The sequence below is a fragment of the Streptomyces sp. NBC_01478 genome (assembly GCF_036227225.1).
Lineage (GTDB): Bacteria > Actinomycetota > Actinomycetes > Streptomycetales > Streptomycetaceae > Streptomyces.
Genome location: NZ_CP109444.1, coordinates 5,827,984 through 5,845,007, shown reverse-complemented (window position 1 = coordinate 5,845,007; position 17,024 = coordinate 5,827,984). Strand labels below are relative to the sequence as shown.

General features: G+C 68.9%; 23 protein-coding genes. 21 read left to right on the top strand and 2 right to left on the bottom strand.

What is annotated here, in order from left to right:
* Positions 1 to 429 precede the first annotated feature (429 nt).
* The 18 genes from OG223_RS26410 (at position 430) to OG223_RS26325 (ending at position 12,571) form a co-directional block, all read left to right on the top strand.
* Entirely contained in the window at positions 430 to 2,190 is a 1,761-nt protein-coding gene (locus tag OG223_RS26410) for an IS481 family transposase (protein WP_329265475.1), read from the top strand.
* Between the two features lie 206 nt (positions 2,191 to 2,396).
* The gene (locus OG223_RS26405) at positions 2,397 to 3,188 is read left to right on the top strand and encodes a nuclease-related domain-containing protein (protein WP_329253445.1); all 792 of its coding nucleotides are present in this window, start codon (positions 2,397 to 2,399) and stop codon (positions 3,186 to 3,188) included.
* Between the two features lie 51 nt (positions 3,189 to 3,239).
* Positions 3,240 to 3,659 (top strand): TIGR03668 family PPOX class F420-dependent oxidoreductase, encoded by a 420-nt coding sequence (locus OG223_RS26400; RefSeq protein WP_329253441.1) that lies wholly within the window; start codon positions 3,240 to 3,242, stop codon positions 3,657 to 3,659.
* A gap of 55 nt (positions 3,660 to 3,714) precedes the next feature.
* Positions 3,715 to 4,485, top strand: a complete 771-nt coding sequence (locus OG223_RS26395) for a GntR family transcriptional regulator (RefSeq protein ID WP_329253438.1) — start codon at positions 3,715 to 3,717, stop codon at positions 4,483 to 4,485.
* Positions 4,486 to 4,649: 164 nt separating this feature from the next.
* Positions 4,650 to 4,976 (top strand): SCO3933 family regulatory protein, encoded by a 327-nt coding sequence (locus OG223_RS26390; protein WP_329253435.1) that lies wholly within the window; start codon positions 4,650 to 4,652, stop codon positions 4,974 to 4,976.
* 2 nt (positions 4,977 to 4,978) lie between these two features.
* Positions 4,979 to 6,301 (top strand): FtsK/SpoIIIE domain-containing protein, encoded by a 1,323-nt coding sequence (locus tag OG223_RS26385; RefSeq protein WP_329253432.1) that lies wholly within the window; start codon positions 4,979 to 4,981, stop codon positions 6,299 to 6,301.
* Between the two features lie 84 nt (positions 6,302 to 6,385).
* On the top strand, positions 6,386 to 6,559 hold the full coding sequence (locus OG223_RS26380) for a hypothetical protein (protein WP_329253429.1): 174 nt from the start codon (positions 6,386 to 6,388) through the stop codon (positions 6,557 to 6,559).
* Positions 6,560 to 6,635: 76 nt separating this feature from the next.
* Positions 6,636 to 7,292, top strand: a complete 657-nt coding sequence (locus tag OG223_RS26375; protein WP_329253426.1) for a DUF2637 domain-containing protein — start codon at positions 6,636 to 6,638, stop codon at positions 7,290 to 7,292.
* Positions 7,293 to 7,311: 19 nt separating this feature from the next.
* Positions 7,312 to 7,500: a mobile element transfer protein gene (locus tag OG223_RS26370; protein ID WP_329253423.1), complete on the top strand. Its 189-nt coding sequence runs from the start codon at positions 7,312 to 7,314 to the stop codon at positions 7,498 to 7,500.
* Positions 7,501 to 7,514: 14 nt separating this feature from the next.
* The gene (locus tag OG223_RS26365; protein ID WP_199811167.1) at positions 7,515 to 7,670 is read left to right on the top strand and encodes a hypothetical protein; all 156 of its coding nucleotides are present in this window, start codon (positions 7,515 to 7,517) and stop codon (positions 7,668 to 7,670) included.
* 24 nt (positions 7,671 to 7,694) lie between these two features.
* On the top strand, positions 7,695 to 8,006 hold the full coding sequence (locus OG223_RS26360; protein ID WP_033287105.1) for a hypothetical protein: 312 nt from the start codon (positions 7,695 to 7,697) through the stop codon (positions 8,004 to 8,006).
* Between the two features lie 91 nt (positions 8,007 to 8,097).
* Positions 8,098 to 8,280 (top strand): hypothetical protein, encoded by a 183-nt coding sequence (locus OG223_RS26355; protein WP_443073741.1) that lies wholly within the window; start codon positions 8,098 to 8,100, stop codon positions 8,278 to 8,280.
* Between the two features lie 4 nt (positions 8,281 to 8,284).
* Complete coding sequence (locus tag OG223_RS26350; protein ID WP_329253414.1) at positions 8,285 to 8,542, top strand: hypothetical protein; 258 nt, start codon at positions 8,285 to 8,287, stop codon at positions 8,540 to 8,542.
* Complete coding sequence (locus tag OG223_RS26345) at positions 8,520 to 8,735, top strand: hypothetical protein (RefSeq protein ID WP_329253411.1); 216 nt, start codon at positions 8,520 to 8,522, stop codon at positions 8,733 to 8,735. The genes OG223_RS26350 and OG223_RS26345 overlap by 23 nt, the downstream gene beginning before the upstream one ends.
* The gene (locus tag OG223_RS26340; protein WP_329253409.1) at positions 8,732 to 9,787 is read left to right on the top strand and encodes a DNA cytosine methyltransferase; all 1,056 of its coding nucleotides are present in this window, start codon (positions 8,732 to 8,734) and stop codon (positions 9,785 to 9,787) included. The genes OG223_RS26345 and OG223_RS26340 overlap by 4 nt, the downstream gene beginning before the upstream one ends.
* Entirely contained in the window at positions 9,784 to 11,181 is a 1,398-nt protein-coding gene (repSA, locus tag OG223_RS26335; protein ID WP_329253407.1) for a replication initiator protein RepSA, read from the top strand. Before OG223_RS26340 ends, repSA begins: the two co-directional genes overlap by 4 nt.
* Entirely contained in the window at positions 11,181 to 11,393 is a 213-nt protein-coding gene (locus OG223_RS26330; RefSeq protein WP_329253404.1) for an excisionase family DNA-binding protein, read from the top strand. Before repSA ends, OG223_RS26330 begins: the two co-directional genes overlap by 1 nt.
* Positions 11,393 to 12,571, top strand: coding sequence for a tyrosine-type recombinase/integrase (locus OG223_RS26325; RefSeq protein WP_329253401.1), 1,179 nt, complete (start codon positions 11,393 to 11,395; stop codon positions 12,569 to 12,571). The genes OG223_RS26330 and OG223_RS26325 overlap by 1 nt, the downstream gene beginning before the upstream one ends.
* A 144-nt stretch (positions 12,572 to 12,715) precedes the next feature.
* On the opposite strand, the gene OG223_RS26320 is transcribed toward OG223_RS26325, so the two are convergent.
* Together OG223_RS26320 and OG223_RS26315 are read right to left on the bottom strand one after the other, a co-directional pair.
* Positions 12,716 to 12,862, bottom strand: a complete 147-nt coding sequence (locus OG223_RS26320) for a hypothetical protein (RefSeq protein ID WP_329253398.1) — start codon at positions 12,860 to 12,862, stop codon at positions 12,716 to 12,718.
* 110 nt (positions 12,863 to 12,972) lie between these two features.
* Entirely contained in the window at positions 12,973 to 13,857 is an 885-nt protein-coding gene (locus OG223_RS26315; RefSeq protein WP_329253396.1) for a bifunctional DNA primase/polymerase, read from the bottom strand.
* Positions 13,858 to 14,226: 369 nt separating this feature from the next.
* Between OG223_RS26315 and OG223_RS26310 the strand changes: the two genes are divergently transcribed.
* From OG223_RS26310 to OG223_RS26300, 3 genes are all read left to right on the top strand, one after another.
* A complete protein-coding gene (locus tag OG223_RS26310) occupies positions 14,227 to 14,538 on the top strand; it encodes a hypothetical protein (protein WP_019055045.1) in 312 nt (103 codons plus the stop codon).
* A gap of 264 nt (positions 14,539 to 14,802) precedes the next feature.
* Positions 14,803 to 16,026: an acyl-CoA dehydrogenase family protein gene (locus OG223_RS26305; protein ID WP_329253393.1), complete on the top strand. Its 1,224-nt coding sequence runs from the start codon at positions 14,803 to 14,805 to the stop codon at positions 16,024 to 16,026.
* The gene (locus OG223_RS26300) at positions 16,023 to 17,024 is read left to right on the top strand and encodes a bifunctional MaoC family dehydratase N-terminal/OB-fold nucleic acid binding domain-containing protein (protein WP_329253390.1); all 1,002 of its coding nucleotides are present in this window, start codon (positions 16,023 to 16,025) and stop codon (positions 17,022 to 17,024) included. The genes OG223_RS26305 and OG223_RS26300 overlap by 4 nt, the downstream gene beginning before the upstream one ends.

Below are 17,024 nucleotides of genomic sequence, written 5' to 3'. Positions count from 1 at the left end.
TGGGTCGACGGCGGACGGGATGGGAGCACCCTACGCACGCCACTACGGACCGGTGGACGGGAACGGCGCCCCCTCCATCCCGGTGCCGGCCGATCCCCCGCCGGAGGCATCGCCGTGACCGTGGCATGCGTACGGTGATCAACCCATCGCCCCGGGCTTCCCCTCGTGGGCGCGCGTTGGCGCAGCCCGCCGGAGCGGGCCGAAGGCAGGAGCGGCGGCGGAGCGGAGCCAGGAGCGCGCCCGGCGGAGCGGAGCGCAGCCGGGGCTTGATGAGGTAGAGAAACCTGTAACAACCCTGGACAGTCCGCGATGTCCTACTTCGTTTGATGCTTGACGTGTTGACGTCACTTGATGCTTGACGGTTCCGTCCTCGGCTTTGCTGTCTGCGACTGCTGTCGTGGAGGCGGGGCGAGGCCGGTGTTAGTGGAGCTGAGCGTGGTCGAGCAGCGCTATCACGCGGTCATGGAAGTGGCTGCTGGAGCATCGAAGACGGAGGTTGCGGCCCGGTATGGGGTCTCGCGGCAGTCGGTGCATGCGTGGGTGCGCCGGTATGAGGCAGGTGGTCTGGCGGGTCTGGCGGACCGGTCGCATCGTCCGAGGTCGCATCCGTGGCAGATGCCGGCCGGTGTGGAGGCGGCGGTGCTGGAGCTGCGCAGGCTGCATCCGCGGTGGGGTCAGCGCCGGTTGCGTCATGAGCTGGGGCGTCGTGGGGTGGAGCCGGTGCCGTCGGAGGCGTCGGTGTATCGGATCCTGGTGCGCCATCAGATGATCGTCCCGGTCAGGAGGCGCCGGCGTCGGGAGGATTACCGGCGGTGGGAGCGGCCGGGGCCGATGCAGTTGTGGCAGATGGATGTGATGGGCGGGTTCTGGCTGGCCGACGGCCGTGAGCTGAAGCTGGTGACCGGCGTCGATGACCATTCGAGGTTCTGTGTGATCGCCTCGGTGGTGGAGCGGGCGACCGGGCGGGCGGTGTGTGCGGCTTTCACTGCTGCGCTGGTGGGGTTCGGCTGTCCGGAGGAGGTGCTGACCGACAACGGGAAGCAGTTCACCGGCCGGTTCGGGACTCCGGGGCCGTCCACGGAGGTGTTGTTCGACCGGATCTGCCGGCTGAACGGCATCAAGCACCGGCTGACCAGACCGCGGTCGCCGACAACCACGGGGAAGATCGAGCGGTTCCATCAGTCACTGCGGCGTGAACTCCTCGACGACCAGGGGCCGTTCGCCGACCTGCATGCGGCGCAGGCGGTCATCGACGGCTGGCGCGAGGACTACAACACCGTGCGTCCGCACCAGTCGCTGGACATGGCCGCCCCCGCGAGCCGGTTCCGTCCCGCCGCGGCCGACGGGGTTGAACTGCGGCTTCCGGCCCGGCTGACCGACGTGACGGCCGGCGAGGGACGGACGGGGCAGAGGGTTGAGCGGGTCGGGGAGGCGGTGCTGGGTTCGCCGGAGGCGGTGGAGGTGGACCGGGTGGTGCCGCCGAGCGGGAATCTCGCGGTGGCCGGTCAGCAGTTCTGGTTCGGTCCCCGGCATGCGGGCGCTGCGGTGACGCTGTGGATGGACAGCACTACTGTCCACGTCAGTCTGGACGGCAGGCGCATCAAGACCGTGCCGTCGCGGCTGAGCACCGCGGATCTGGTGCGGCTGCGGGCGTCCGGGGCTCGTGCGGCCGGTCCCGCCCCGGCAGGCCGGCTCGCCGGTCCGCTGGCTACCCGCTTGCCCGTCCAGGTGGCCCGCACCGTGAACGCCTCCGGAGTGGTGGGCCTGGCCGGACAGCAGATCACCGTCGGTGTCTTGCTGGCCGGACAGCGCGTGGTCCTTCGGCTGGACGGCCCTTTGATGCAGGTCATCGCTGACGGCGTGCTGGTGCGGACACTGCCGTGTCCGATCCCGCCCCGGCGGCGGGCCTATATCAGTGATGCCCAGCTCAGCCCGCTGCCGCCGAAGGCGCCGCAGGAGGCGGTCCGGGTCGGGCGGAAGGTGTCCGCCCGCGGCAGCATCCAGGTCTGCGGCCAGCAGGTCCAGGTCGGCATGGTCCATGCCCGCACCGTGGTCACCGTCGAGGTCACCGACACCACCCTGCACGTCTTCGACCACGACGGACACCGCCTCCGGACCCTGCCCCGCACCACCAGCAAGGAGGTGACCCGCTTCAAGGCCTACGGCACGAAGAACCGCACAACAGGCTAGGAACCGGAAAGCATCAACCGACATACATCCGTCAAAGCTCAACTGAACCTAGACACTGGACAGTCCGCGAGTTGATGACCGGATGCCTTCTTGCCGTTCGGCGCGGGAGTTGGTCCCATCACGGTGATGCGGCGTCGTCGGCGGGGGTGGGAATGCCTGGCTTAGTGGTCAAGCGGTGGAAGCGCCATGGGCACGATCGGCTCTACGTGACCGCCGAGGGCGGTGACACTGTTGCCTGGTACGACTGCAAGTCCGGGCATCTCAAGGTGCTTCAGGCGTCGTACCGAGATCAAGTATTGGATGTCCTGGCGCCCCATCTGGTGAGCCCCTCCGCCCCTGATGCTTCTGCCGCGCTGCCTTCAACGGCTGGTCTCCCTCCCTTGTCCCTGACCGACGATCTCGCCGTGAACCGACCCGGCGACTCCCTACTTCCTCAACTGGAGGGTGCACCAACCTGGTTGAGCAGGCAGGTGATGCGCCTGTGGCGTCAGAACGACGACAGCGACTCCTGGCGGAAGGGAGTTGTTGGGGAACGGATCGCCGGCGCCAAGCTTGATCGGCTCAAAAGGCGGGGCTGGCGTCCGCTCCACTCCATACCTCTCCCGAGCGGGGCAGACATCGATCACTTACTGATCGGACCCGGTGGCGTCTTCTGCCTGAACACCAAGTACTTCCGCAACGCCCGCGTCTGGGTCGGCGACAGCGCGGTGAAGGTGAACGGCGGTCGAGGGCACCCGTACGTCCGCAATAGCCGCCATGAGGGCAACAAGGCATCAGCGGTGCTGACCAGGGCCTGCGGTTTCCCCGTGAAGGTGGCTCCGGTGCTGGTCTTCGTTTCCGCGGCCGACGTCGTGGTTGCCCAGTCCCTCGGTGACGTCAAAGTGATCAAGGACCGGGAGATCTCGTCGTTCCGGCGACAAGCAGGTGCGCTCGGACCGGAGGAGATCGAGTTCGTCTATGCCGTCGCTCGCGATCGCCGAACCTGGCTCAGCTCATGATCGAGCTGAACGGGTCCCGCCGTCGTCCGCCCGGCTGGGTACGGTGACCACATGAAGCTTGCTTCTGCTGATGCTCGTACAAGGTTCGCTTCGTCGCCGGTCGCACGACTGGCGACTGCTGGTGCTGACGGTATCCCGCACGTCGTACCGATCACGTTCGCGATCAGCGACGATGCCGTGTTCTTCGCGATTGATCACAAGCCCAAGACCTCATGGAACCTTCGGCGACTCCGGAACATTAGAGAGAATCCGCACGTGGCGGTGCTTGTCGATCACTACGCCCCCGACTGGTCCACGCTCTGGTGGTCAAGAGGCGACGGTCAAGCTGAGGTCTGGGACAACGGCGACGATCGGCTAAAGGCCGTTGAACTGCTGCAAGACAGATATGAGCAGTACCGCGATCACCCCCCAGAGGGACCCGTCGTGATCGTCCGCGTCGAACGCTGGAGCGGGTGGGCGTTCACCGAGTGACTCTGTCAGTGCGGTCACGTAAGCTAGCTTGCATAGCCAAGTTGAGGTGACCTGGATGTCCGAGAAAGATCTTCCTACGTACAGAAGGATTGCGGATGAGCTTCGCGCATTGATCCTTTCCGGAGACCTGCCTCCGGGCGAGAAGCTGCGCTCAGAGAACGAACTCAAGGATCAGTACGACACAACGCGCGTCACGGTACGCAAGGCCCTGGCACTGCTCAAAGCTGACGGCTTGCTGATCAGCGAACAGGGGCGCGGGGTGTTTGTTCGCCCCCGCCCGAATGTCCAGATGCTCACCACGGGGGCGAACTTCAGGGAGCGTCGGCAGACCGGTGTCAGCAACTTCAACGCCGAAGCCGCCGCGCAAGGCCTTCGTCCTGAGCAGCGAATCCTGGAGGTTCGGACACTGCCGGCACCTCCCGAGATCGCGTCACGACTCGGGGTGGAAGAGGGCACATCCGTCATCGTCCGCCGGCGCGCGTTCTTCGTGAATGACGCACCGATGCAGCTCGTTGACGGGTACTACCCTGCCGCGCTGTTCGGTGGCACGGAGGTCGAAGAGCCACGTCGGATTCGAGGGGGCGTGAGCCGGCTGATCGAAGATCCCCAGGGGCCGGTGAAGCAGCGGATCGTCCAGTTCGTCGAAGACCTTGAGATCGGCATGCCGAGCCCTGCCGAGATCGACGCACTGAGCATCCCGCCAGGCGTGCCCCTGGCCCGCGTCTTCCGGACCGCACATACCGCCGCAGGTCAGGTGGTCGAAGTGCTCGATTCACGCGTCCCGTGCGATCGGCACGTCTTCCGGTACGTGATCGACGTTCCCTGACGCATCGGTCTGCGCGATCTCACCTAGAGGACCTTCGGGTCCTCTTTTTTTAACTACCCACTTGCATATCCAAGTTGAGGGTCCTATGGTGATGGCACAGCTTGGATATACAAGCTGCCGTGAGCGAAGAGCTTGGACTCTTCCGCCGTACAAGGGAGTGACGTATGCCGTCCTTCAAGATCGATGTTTCGACTGCCGTCGTGTTCGTGGCGACTGCGCCGGAACCGAAGGTGAAGAACTTCAAGACCGGTGAGCGGTCCGAGAACCAGGAGGGCAAGCCGTTGTCGACGGTCGGCCTGCTGATCTCGGACGAGGGGGAGGGCAACCTCCTGAAGGTCACGATCCCGGAGAACGGGTTCCCGGAAGGTCTCGCGCCCGGCATGCCGGTTCAGGTCCACGGCCTGAAGGCCAAGGACTGGGAGAACGAGTTCAACGGCCAGAAGCGGCACGGCATCGCGTTCAGCGCGGTAGCGATCACTCCGGCGGCCTGATCATGGCTGACGCGACGATGTGGCTGGAGACCACGGGCGCCATAGCGGCTGCCGGTGGTGTCGGCTACGCGAAGTACCGCGCTCCTCGCGCGTACTGGTCGCTGGTCGGTCTGCCCGCCACGTGGGGCCGCTTCACGGTGACGTACCGCTCGACGATGGATGTGTGCGGGTTGACGGTTCAGCCGTCCGGTCTGCGGGCGTTCATGGCGCGCAACGTCGCCCGCCGGCAGGTGCAGCCGGTTCCGCCGAAGATCCGCCGCGTGCGGGGCACGATGACCGGACTGCGGGTGACCCTTCGGCTTCCGGCCGGCCTGGAGCCTGCCGACGTGATCGCCTCCACGGAGCGGTTGCGGCATGCCTGGGGTGTGCACGCGGTGCGGGTGGCGGTGACGAAGCCGGGGTTCGTGGAACTGCGGATGACCGGGTATGACGTGCTGCGCCGGGTGCGGATGCCGCGCAAGGCACAGCCTCACGGCCTGGTGGTGCCGGTGGCGCTGCGGGATGACGGGACCGTGTTCGAGCGGGACTACCGCAAGGTCCCCATGGCGCTCACCCTGGGCGCGAACAACTCGGGGAAGTCCACGTATCAGCGCAACCTCATCAAGGGTCTGGCTCAACTGCCGGTGGCGTTGGTGGGGATGGACTGCAAGCGCGGGGTGGAACAGTCCGTGTTCGCGCCGCGGCTGTCGGCCCTGGCGACCACCCCGGACGATGCCGCCTCGCTGGCGGATGTGCTGGTCACGGAGATGGAAGACCGCTTCGACCTGCTGCACCTGTACGGCGCTGCGGACATCTGGGAACTGCCCGACGACATGCGGCCAGCTCCGATCGTGGTGCTGGTCGATGAGATCGCCGAACTCTTCCTGATCTCCCGCAAGGAAGACGAGGACCGCCGCACGCGGATCGTCACGGCGCTGATCCGGCTGGCGCAGATGGCCCGTTCGGTCGGCATCTACCTGGAGATCTGCGGGCAGCGCTTCGGCTCCGACCTCGGCAAGGGCGCCACCATGCTCCGTGCCCAGCTCACCGGGCGGGTCGTGCACCGCGTCAACGACAAGGAAACGGCCGAGATGGGGCTCAAGGACGTCGCCCCGACCGCCGTGCCGGCCGCCTGCATGATCCCTGCGAGCCGTGCCGGTACGGCCGTGGCCACGGATGCGGATGGCGGCTGGTCGCTGATCCGTACACCCGAGATCTCCCGCGAGGAAGTCGCCGCCGTCTGCCGGGACTTCGAGCATCTGGTGCCGGACTTGCCGTTCCTTCGGCCCTTCGCCCCCGCCACGTCCTCGCCGCTCGTCGGCAGCCCGTTGCTGATCAAGCCCTGACATCCCCTGCTTCATCGGTCGGCGTGACCGTCTCGCGCCAGGTCCTTACCCGAGCCATGTCGAAATCCGGAAGGAGCGCAGCTCATGGCCACTCCCGACACCGCCGCCCGTGAGGCCGACGCGAAGGACTGCCCGGTCTGCAAGGGCACCGGAGAGGTCTCCCGCACCGTCCAGGTCGGCCGCAAGCGCCGCGCGGTCGGCAAGCAAACGGGCTTCTGCCTCAACTGCCTGGGCAGTGGCGAAGCCCTCGCCGAATGACCTGCCGGGGTCGGGCGGATGGAGATCGCTTCCCCGCCCGCTCCTGGCCCAACTCTCCTGAAGGGAGGTGCCGTTCATGGCCCGCTCGGTCCGTCTGGACGCAGTCCTGATCCAAGCCGTCATCGCCGGCGCCCTCTCGTTCGCCCACCTGCACGACCTCGCCGAAGCGGCTCACCAGTCCGGTTGGAAGGCCTGGGCCTATCCGGTGTCGGTCGACCTGCTGATGGTCGCCGCCTGGCGCCGATTGCGCACCGCCCGCCGCGACCGCGCTGCCTGGACCTGGTTCGTGATCGCCCTGTCCGCCTCGCTCGGGGCCAACGTCGCCACCGCCGGACTCCTCGACCTCGACCACGTACCGGCCTGGCTGCGCATCCTCGTCGCTGGCTGGCCCGCCCTCGCCTTCCTGGGCGGAACCCTCCTGGTCCACTCACCCACCGCCGTGCCCGCTTCCCCACAGCCTGTGGACGAAGTAGCCGCGCCGGAAGTCGAGATGCACCGCACCGACGAGCCCGCCCCGGCTGCCGACCCGGCACCGGAACTCACCGCCGCACCCGAACCGCCTACGGCCCCGGCTCCCGTGGTTCCGGTCGCGCTCCTCGACCACGCCCGGAAGATCGCCGAAGCCCACCGGACCTCGACCGGATCGCCGATGCCCGTCGACGTCCTGTCGACCCGGCTCCAACTCCCCGCGCCGATGACCGCCGCGATCGCGGCACAACTCCAACTCGCCTAACTGGAAAGGAAGTTGACTCGTGAGCGCACGCCATCGCTTCCGGCACGTGGTCCGTATCGGCCCCGTCCAGGTCGCCACCTACAACGACGACCGGGGGCGTGAGAAGCACGCGACCGCCTGCACCGCGCCGGACTGCGGGTTCTCCAGCGACTACCACGACCGTGCCGCCGCCGAACTCGCCGCCCACACCCACCACTGCACGGCCTGAAAGGAGATCACGTCATGGCTGTTCCGCTCTGGTTCGCCCTGCTTGTCGTCGGATGGCTCGGCATCAAGCTCATCCGCCCGCCCGTATGGCTGGTGATCGTGCTCCTGCTCGGCGGCTACCTCATCGCCGGCAGCGTCCTCGCGCCCGCCATCGCCACGGTCCTCAAGTAACCCCGACCCGAAGGGAGACCAACCGTGTTCACCCCGAAGTACCCCCCGCAGGACACCGCCCCCGCCCCGGCCCCGGTCGTCTACGTGCCGACCGCCGGCGCCCCGGTGCCCGCCCCGCAGGCTCCGGCTCCGGTCGCCCCGGTCTCGAACCGTCCGACGGTGCAGCTCACCCCGGGCAGCGCGCTCGCTCTCGCGGCCGGCGGCGGTGCCGTGGTCCTCGTCGTCGGCGCGGTCCTGGTCTCGCTGCTGCTCGCGGTCGCCATCACGGGCATGTCCGTCGCCGTGGTCGCGGTCGTCCTGCGTTCCCTGCTGAAGGACCTCAACAACCAGCGTTAACCGGCCCCCGGAGCGGCCTCGGTCTGCCAACTTCCGCCGCTCCGGGCGCCTCACCCATTCCTGATCCAACGAACCCGAAAGGGACGCCCCAATGATGCACCAGCACGCCCCGAACACGCCCCTCTGCCCGGACTGCGACGGCTTCGCCACCGCCTCCATCACCACCGGTGGGCGCCACCGCGACGGCACCCGCGTCACCCTCCGCGTCGTCTGCACGACCTGCAAGGGCACCGGTCACACCGCCCCCGCCGCCCTCGTCCGCGTCGGGAGGTAGTGCCGTGCAGACCATCACCACCTCGGCCCACATCGAGCCGGACACCCGATTCCGCGTCACGCCCTTCCCGGACCGCACCAACCCCTTCGTCAGCCTCCGCATCGAGGGCGACTTCGCTGAAATCGCGCTGATCGCTCGTCTCGGCACCTCCCAGGCCCTGCGCGACCTGGCCGCCGCAGCGATCGAAGCCGCCGGTGCCCTGGACGCCATGGGCACCGACACGGCGGGAGGTGACCGCGATGTTCCGCAAGCTTCCCGCTGACCTCAGGCCGACCGAGGAAGAGCCCGGTCTGCGCGTCCGTGGCGGCACCCAGTACACCCGCTCGCAGGGCGACTACGTGTGTGGCGGCTGCGGTGCCGAGGACCACGCCAACGGCGACACCGACGTCAAGGCCCTGGTCGAGGACTACAGCGCCAACCACGGCCCCGTCCACCGCAACGGGGGCCGACGATGACGGTCCTCGACCTCTTCGCCGGCCCCGGTGGCTGGTCGCAGGGCCTGCGCGGTCTGGGAGTGCGGGAGGTGGGAATCGAGATCGATCCCGCCGTCTGCACCACCCGTGCCGCCGCCGGACACCTCACCATCCGCGCGGACGTCGCCGACTACCCCACCCTGCCGCTCCGCGGGAAGGTGTCCGGACTGATCGGCTCGGCCCCCTGCCAGCCCTACAGCGCTGCCGGCCTGCGCGCCGGAAACGACGACCTGCCCCTGTGCCACCAGGCCCTGAACGACCTCGCCCGCCGGAACGACACCCGCGCGACACTGCGCGATGCGTGCACCGACGCGCGGTCCCTCCTGGTCGTCGAACCCCTGCGCTACGCCCTGGACCTGCACCCCGAATGGGTCGCCCTGGAAGAAGTCCCCGCGGTGCTGCCCGTGTTCGAGCACACCGCCCATCTCCTGTCCGCCGCGGGTTACTCGACCTGGACGGGGGTTCTCAACGCCGCTGACTTCGGCCTCGCCCAGACCCGACGCCGGGCCTTCCTCATGGCCTCCCGCACCCGCTCGGCCCTGCCCCCGGAGCCCACCCACGCGGACGGCGGCACCCCCGACGACCTTTTCGGCGACGGACTAACACCGTGGCGCACCATGGGCGACGTCCTGGGCTGCCCGCCCGGCATCGTCATCACCCGCGGGAACCACACCACCGGCGGAAGCCGCTTCCGTACGACCGGCCCGTCCTGGGCCATCACCGGCCGCGCCCGCTCCTGGCTCCTCAAGGTCGGCAACCGTCCCGCCGCGACCCGTCGCCGCCTCGACCAACCTGCCCCCACGCTGCTGTTCGGCAACGCCCGCAAAGACGTCTCCTGGATCGACTCCGACGGCACCCCCATCCGCCGCTTGGACGTCACCGAAGCCGCGGTCCTCCAGGGCTTCCCTGCCACCTACCCGTGGGCCGGCTCCCGCACCAAGCAGTTCGAGCAGATCGGCAACGCCGTTCCCCCTCTGCTCGCCACGGCCGTACTGCGCCCCCTCGTGCCCGCCGTCCTGGAGGTGGCCGCGTGACCGACACCGCCACCCTGGCGGGACTCGACCCGGCCACCCTCACCGACGTGCTGAGGGTGGCCGGCTCGGCCCACTTCGACCGCTGGCAGGACCAGATCCGCCGCACCGGAGGCTGCTCCGACCCGATCCGCCTCGCCGGCGCAACCAAGACCATCGACCCGACCACCAAGACGATCCTGTACGCCTACACGACCGAGAACGAGCCCGGCGGCATGCTCCGGATCGCGTGCGGCAACCGCCGCGCTTCCCGCTGCCCCGCGTGCGCCTGGACCTACGCGGGCGACACCTACCACCTCATTCGCGCCGGACTCGTCGGAGACCCCGCCAAGGGCACCCCGCACACGATCCGCGACCACCCCCGCGTCTTCGCCACCCTCACCGCGCCCTCGTTCGGCCCTGTCCACAACCGCCCCGGTAACCGGCCGTGCCGCTGCGGGCAGCGCCACGGTGAGGACGCTCCCGAACTCGGCGCCCCGCTCGACTCGACGACGTACGACTACGCGGGCGCGGTGCTGTGGAACAACCACGCCTCCGACCTGTGGCGCTACTTCACGATCTACCTGCGCCGTGAGATCGCCAAGCGTGCTGGTCTCACGCAGAAGGACGCTCGCGAACAGTCCCGCGTGGCGTTCGGCAAGGTCGCCGAGTACCAGAAGCGCGGTGCCGTCCACTTCCACGCGGTGATTCGCTTCGACGGACCAGACGGGCCCGACAGTCCACCGCCGGCCTGGGCCACGCTCGACCTGCTCGATGGTGCGATCCGTGCCGCGGCCGCCCGCGTCGCGGTCGACGTCGACCCATCCGGGGATGAGCCGGCCCGCACGCTGCGGTGGGGCACACAGCTCGATGTCCAGCCGATCGGAGCCTTCGGCCACGGAGAGGAGATCACCGAAGCGGCCGTGGCCTCCTACGTCGCCAAGTACGCCACCAAGGCGGCCGAGACCACGGGCACGGTCGACCGCCGGATCGGCAACAAGGAAGCCCTCGTGCTGCTCGACGTGCCCGACCACCCCCGCCGGCTCATTGAGGCCTGCCTCGACCTGCACGCGCTCTACCCGGACCGCAAGCTCCGGGACTGGGCCCACATGCTCGGCTTCCGCGGCCACTTCTCCACCAAGTCCCGCAGCTACTCGACCACCCTGGGCGCCCTGAGACAGGTCCGCGCCGACTACCGCGCAGCCCAACACCGCGAAGCCCTCGGCCTGCCCGACCCCGACGACCACCCGGAGGCAACCACGCTCACCCTCGCCCACTGGACCTACGCCGGCCACGGCTACACCCCCGGCGAATCCTGGCTCGCGGCCAATATCCGCCGGGACATCCAACTCAACCGCGAGACCGCGCGCGAAGCCCTCGCAGATTTGCCCGACCCTGGCACAGAGGGGGAGTGGTGATGGCTGATCAACTCTTGGATGTCAAGCAGGTTGCCACTCGCCTTGGCACAGGCGTCCGCTTCCCTCGTCGGCTGATCGAAGAACGCCGCATCGCCTTCGTCAAGGTCGGTCGCAACGTCCGCATCTCGGAACGCGTGCTGGACGAGTACATCGCCGCGAACACCGTGGAACCGGTCGTCCTCCGACCGACAGGCCTTAGGAGTGCTGCCTGATGGCGGGGAAGCGCAAGTCTCGCCGTGGCTTCGGCAGGATTCGGAAGCTGCCCTCAGGGCGGTACCAGGCTCGCTACCCGGGGCCTGACGGCGTCTTGCGGCCTGCCGACCGCACGTTCGCCACGACCACGGACGCTGACCGGTGGCTGGCAAAGAAGCGCATCGAGATCGAAGACGGCCGTTGGATCGATCCCGTCGAAGGGCAGACGACGGTCCGGGACTGGTCGGCTCGTTGGCTGGCGGCTGTGTCACCGCAGCTCAAGCACAAGACACAGGCTTCGTACCGGTCGCTGATCAACTCGCTGATCAACCCGGCGCTTGGAGACCGTGAGCTGTCGAGCCTGCGGCCGATCACCGTGACGGAATGGGTCGCGCAGATGCGAACGAGGGGGCTCAGCCCGTCGCGCATCCGGCAGGCGTACCGGGTGCTGTCGCAGGTCATGGCCTCGGCGGTCGATAACGACCTGATCGCGCAGACACCTTGCAGGGGCGTGCGTCTACCTCGGATGCCGCAGACCGAGCCGCACATCCTGACGCCGCTCGAAGCCTCACGCGTCGTGCGGAATGCCGACAAGCCGCATGACCTGCTGATCGCGCTCCTGGCCTTCGCCGGCCTCCGGGTGGGTGAGGGCTTCGCACTGCGCCGCGATGATGTCGACGTCACGGGCGGCACGGTGCTGGTTGACGAGAACCTCGCTGAGGCGAACGGCGCCCTGGTCTTCGACACCCCGAAGTCCCACCAGAAGCGTCTACTGCGCGTGGCGCCCACCCTCGCGAAACGGCTCGGGAAGCACCTGGAGACCCTGCCGGACGATGGCCGTGCGCTGCTGTTCACCACGGCTGCGGGCAAGCCTCTGCACTACAACCAGTGGCGCAAGGCCTACTTCGACCCGGCCGTGTCGGCGGCCGGCCTCACCGACGTGACCCCGCACGATCTCCGGGCCTCGCACGGGACTTGGGTAGCCGACAGGTACGGTGTCATGACGGCCGCTCATCGCCTGGGACACTCGAACGCGAGCGTGACCACTCGGCACTACGCCCGTCCGGTCGCTGGCCGCGATGATCAGGTGGCCGAAGCCTCGGACGCGTGGGTCAACGGGCACGACCACGACCATGGGGCACGTAGCGGGCACGACGACGATGACGACGGCTTGGCGGGGGCACTCGTACCCGTCTGACCTGCGGCGGAGACCTCACCGCCCATGATCGGTGAAAGGTCTTGAAAACCGTCGTCGCAGCGATGTGACCGTGGGTTCAAATCCCACACCCACCGCCGGATGAGAGCCCCTGACCAGCGAAGACGGTCAGGGGCTCGTGTCGTGTCACCAGGATTCGGCCTGGAGGAACAGCGTGATCGCCTCCGTGACGAACCAGATGATGAACGCCAGACAGGCAAGCCACAGCCCCCACAGGACCCAGCGGGTCCAGCGGGTCCAATGGAGCCGGCGGACCTCTCCTTGTATGCGCATGAGGGGATCATCCCCCGTCGTGGTCCCGTGATCGGGGCGAGGTGGCGGACCCGAACCCCAACCGGCAGCCCACACCGCCGAGTTCGCGGAGTTCGCCGAGTTCGCCGAGTTCAAGGCCGATGCCCCGTCATCCGCGCCGCCGACGCGATAGTCGCCCGGGCCTCCCTCTCGGAGAGACCCGTGCCCAGGGCCGCCTCGACCAGGGGGTCGATCAGTGCGGGGCCGATGTCGTTCTCGTAGGCGCGGCAGGCCGCCCAGAAGAGGCGGGTGTTGCGTTGGCCCTCGTGGGCGGCCAGGACGAACTGGACCAGGCCCTGGCCGTGTTGGCCGGTCGAGGTGGGGGTGGGGTGGTTGGTGCGGGGTGGAGGGAGGAGCAGGCGTAGGAGTGAGGGTGGGCAGGGGGCCGGTGCGAGGTGGGCGGTGGCCGGGGCGGCGCCGTAGAGGCCGTGGTCGGTGCGGGAGCCGGGGCCGACGAGGTAGCCGCCGGCGCCGCGGATGTCGATGCCGGGGGCGAGCCGGCTCGCGGAGTTGGGGACGACCACGTCGGGCGGGCCGCTGAGCCAGAGGTGGCGGCCGCCGCTGGGGGTCAGGACGACGACCGTCTCGGGGATCGTGAACAGGTGGCGGAGGGCGAGTTCGCGCAGGGCGGACGAGGAGTCCGTACCGGTCTTGGTGTCGAGGTCGATGCCGATCAGGTTGTACGGCGGCAGTCCGCACGCGATGCCGTAGCCGGTGGCCCAGGGGGCGGCGGCGAACAGTTCGCGGATGCGCGCCGGGTCGGTCGAGGCGTCGTACACCCCGTGGCCGAGGCGTCCGCACTCGCCGTGGCAGGGCACCCCCACGGGGTCGGGGTCGAGGTCGGAGGCGTCACGGTGCGGTGAGCGCAGGGCCGGGAGTTTCGTCCGGGACAGGGGGATCACGGCCAGTCCGCGTTCGGCGGCTGACAGGGCGTGTGCGAGGGCCAGCGTTGTGGCCTGCCGGTCGGTGGTGGCCATGCCTCCATGTTCGTACGAGTGTTCGAAAAAGGGAAGAGGGGGAGGTCGCGACTCGCCGAAGCGGGGTGATGGGCCGGAATTGTGGAGGAACGCTTCGCCCCTTGGGGCGTCTGGGGTGAGCTGTCCGTACTGCGACTGATGGTGGCTTATGTGCAACCAAAGGGGTTTATCGACTTGTCATCACGCTTCAGGGGGAATAACCGCTTCCGCTCTGGTTCGCCGGGGATTCGGTGGGCAACTCTGATCTCGCGACGTCGTGCACAACACCGAGGCGGTCGGCCAACTGCCTTGGTAGAAGCCGTACTTGAAGCTGTAGTTCGTGTGCGTCCGGCTACGGAGCCGGTACGTACCCTGTTCTGGAGGAACAACATGGCAAGCATCCGTACCGCCCGCGTCATCGCCGCCGTCTCCGCCCTTCCGCTGGCAGCCGCCCTCTTCACCGGCGTCGCGGCGGCGGACAACGGCGCCATCGCGGGCAACGGATCGAACGCGGGTGTGGCGACCGTCAGCGGGAGCGGGGTCGGGCACGACAACAAGGGCAACTCGTCCACCACACAGCAGCAGGCGGTCGGCTCGGGGGCCTCGAACCAGAGCAACACCGCCCAGGTCAACGGTTCCGCGTTCACCGCCATCAACCAGGGAAACGAGAACGTCGCCGTCAACTTCGCCAACTTCTGGTAGCGGGGCCCGACTTCCGCGCGGGGATGCGCGGGGGTGTGTGAGGGCGTTCGAGGTGTGCTCCAAGGGGTCGTAACGCGTCTGTGCGGTGGTGCTTCGGTGCCGCCGCGCAGGCGTTTTTCGTGCACCACGCGCGCGTGCCCGGGCGGCAGGCCGCCCGTGCGGTAACGACCTTGACAGTGCACGTCATCTGACGGACAGTCAGAAACCCTCGTCCGTACGACTAAGACAGCTACGACGACTACGACGCCACGGAGGTCCGCCGTCGTGCACCTCGCCCCCACCGAACGCCAGCAGCGGTTGCGCGCCGAACTCCGCACTTACTTCGCCGAGTTGATGCCGGACGGACCACCCGGCGCGGACGACCCCCGGGGGCAGCGGGCCCTGCTGCGCCGCATCGGGGCCGACGGCTGGCTCGGGCTCGGCTGGCCGGTCGAGTACGGCGGTCAAGGGCGTGGCGCCGACGAGCAGTTCGTGTTCTTCGACGAGGCCTACCGGGCGAACGCACCCGTCTCGATGGTCACCCTGAACACCGTCGGACCGACCCTCATGAAGTACGGCAGCGAGGAACAGAAGGCCGCCCTCCTGCCGGGCATCCTGCGCGGGGAACTCGTCTTCGCCATCGGCTACAGCGAACCGTCGGCCGGCACGGATCTCGCGTCGCTGCGGACCCGGGCGGTACGCGAGGACGGCCGGGGCTGGCTGATCGACGGGCAGAAGGTCTTCACCTCCAACGCCCACAACGCCGACTGGATCTGGCTCGCCTGCCGCACCGACCCCGAGGCCCCAAAGCACCGCGGCATCTCCATCGTCCTCGTCCCCACCGACGCGCCCGGCTTCTCGTGGACGCCGATCGAGACGGTGGGCGGGCAGCGGACGACGGCCACGTACTACGACGGGGTCCGGGTCCCGGCGGGCAACCTCGTCGGTGCGGAGAACGAGGGCTGGTCCCTCATCACCAACCAGCTCAACCACGAGCGGGTCGCCCTCGCCGCGACCGGCATGCAGGCCGAGGACTTCTACACGGCCGTGCTGACCGCCGCCCGCACACCCGATCCGGTGACGGGGCGGCGCCGGGTCGACGAGCCGTGGGTGCGGTCCCAGTTGGCCGAGGCACATGCCCGGCTGGCGGCTACACGCCTGCTCAACTGGCGTCTGGTGGCTGATGTGGGGGCGGGCCGACTGGCACCCGGCGACGCGAGCGGCGTGAAATTCGCGGGAACCGAATCGACGGTGGCGGTGTACCGAATATGTCAGCACGTCGCCGGGACGGCGGCCGGATCGAACGGACCGAGCGGATCGAACGGACCGGACGGCTCGACGGGCCTGGCAGGGCTGGTGCGTTCGGGATCGCCGGGTGTCTTCGGGGACGGCGAGCTGGAGCGGTTGAACAGGGCGGCGCAGATCAACACGTTCGGGGGCGGGGTGAGCGAGGTGCAGCGGGAGATCGTCGCGACGATGCGGCTCGGGATGACGAGGGGGAGGCGGTGAGCACGGTGATCGACGAGCTGGGGGCGCGGCTCAAGACGTACGAGGGACGTGCGGCCGCCGTCGCGGGGAGGGGGAAGGACCCGGTCAACGAGCCGATGATCCGGCACTGGTGCGAGGCGATGGGCGACACGAATCCGGCGTACACGGGACCGGACGCGATCGCCCCGCCCACCATGCTCCAGGCATGGACCATGGGCGGCCTCTCCGGTCACACGGGACGCACAGGACGCACGGGGGCCCACGACGAGCTGTTCGACCTCCTCGACGAGGCGGGCTGCACCTCGGTGGTCGCCACCGACTGCGAGCAGGAGTATCTACGGCCCCTGCGGCCGGGTGACGAGGTCACGTTCGACGCGGTGATCGAGTCGGTGTCGGACCGCAAGACGACGAAGCTGGGCACGGGGTACTTCGTCACGACGCGCATGGACGTCCGGGTCGGCCCGGACCTCGTCGGCACCCACCGCTTCCGCATCCTCAAGTACGCCCCCGCCCGCCCGAAGGGGAAGCCGGAGGGGAAGCCGGAGGAGAAACGGGCCCGCGCCCGGCGCCCCCGCCCCGTCGTCAACCGGGACAACGCCGGCTTCTGGGAGGGCGTGGAGCGGCACCGCCTCCTCATCCAGCGCTGCACGCACTGCGGGACGCTGCGCCACCCCTGGCTGCCGGGCTGCAACGCCTGCGGCGGCCCGGACTGGGACACCGTCGAGGCGAGCGGCGAGGGCACGGTCTACTCGTACGTGGTGATGCACCACCCGCCCTTCCCCGCCTTCACGGAATCCGATGATGCCGCTGGCGCGGCGGGCCCTTACGCGGTCGGCCTGATCGAACTCGCCGAGGGTGTGCGGATCGTGAGCAACGTGGTGGGGCTGCCGTACGACAAGGTCCGCATCGGGCTGCCGGTACGGCTCGAATTCCGGCGCTACGACGATGACGGTGAGGACGCCGCGCTGGTGCTCCCCGTCTTCCGGGTCCAGGAAGGCCGAGAGGGCGAGGCGGGCTGA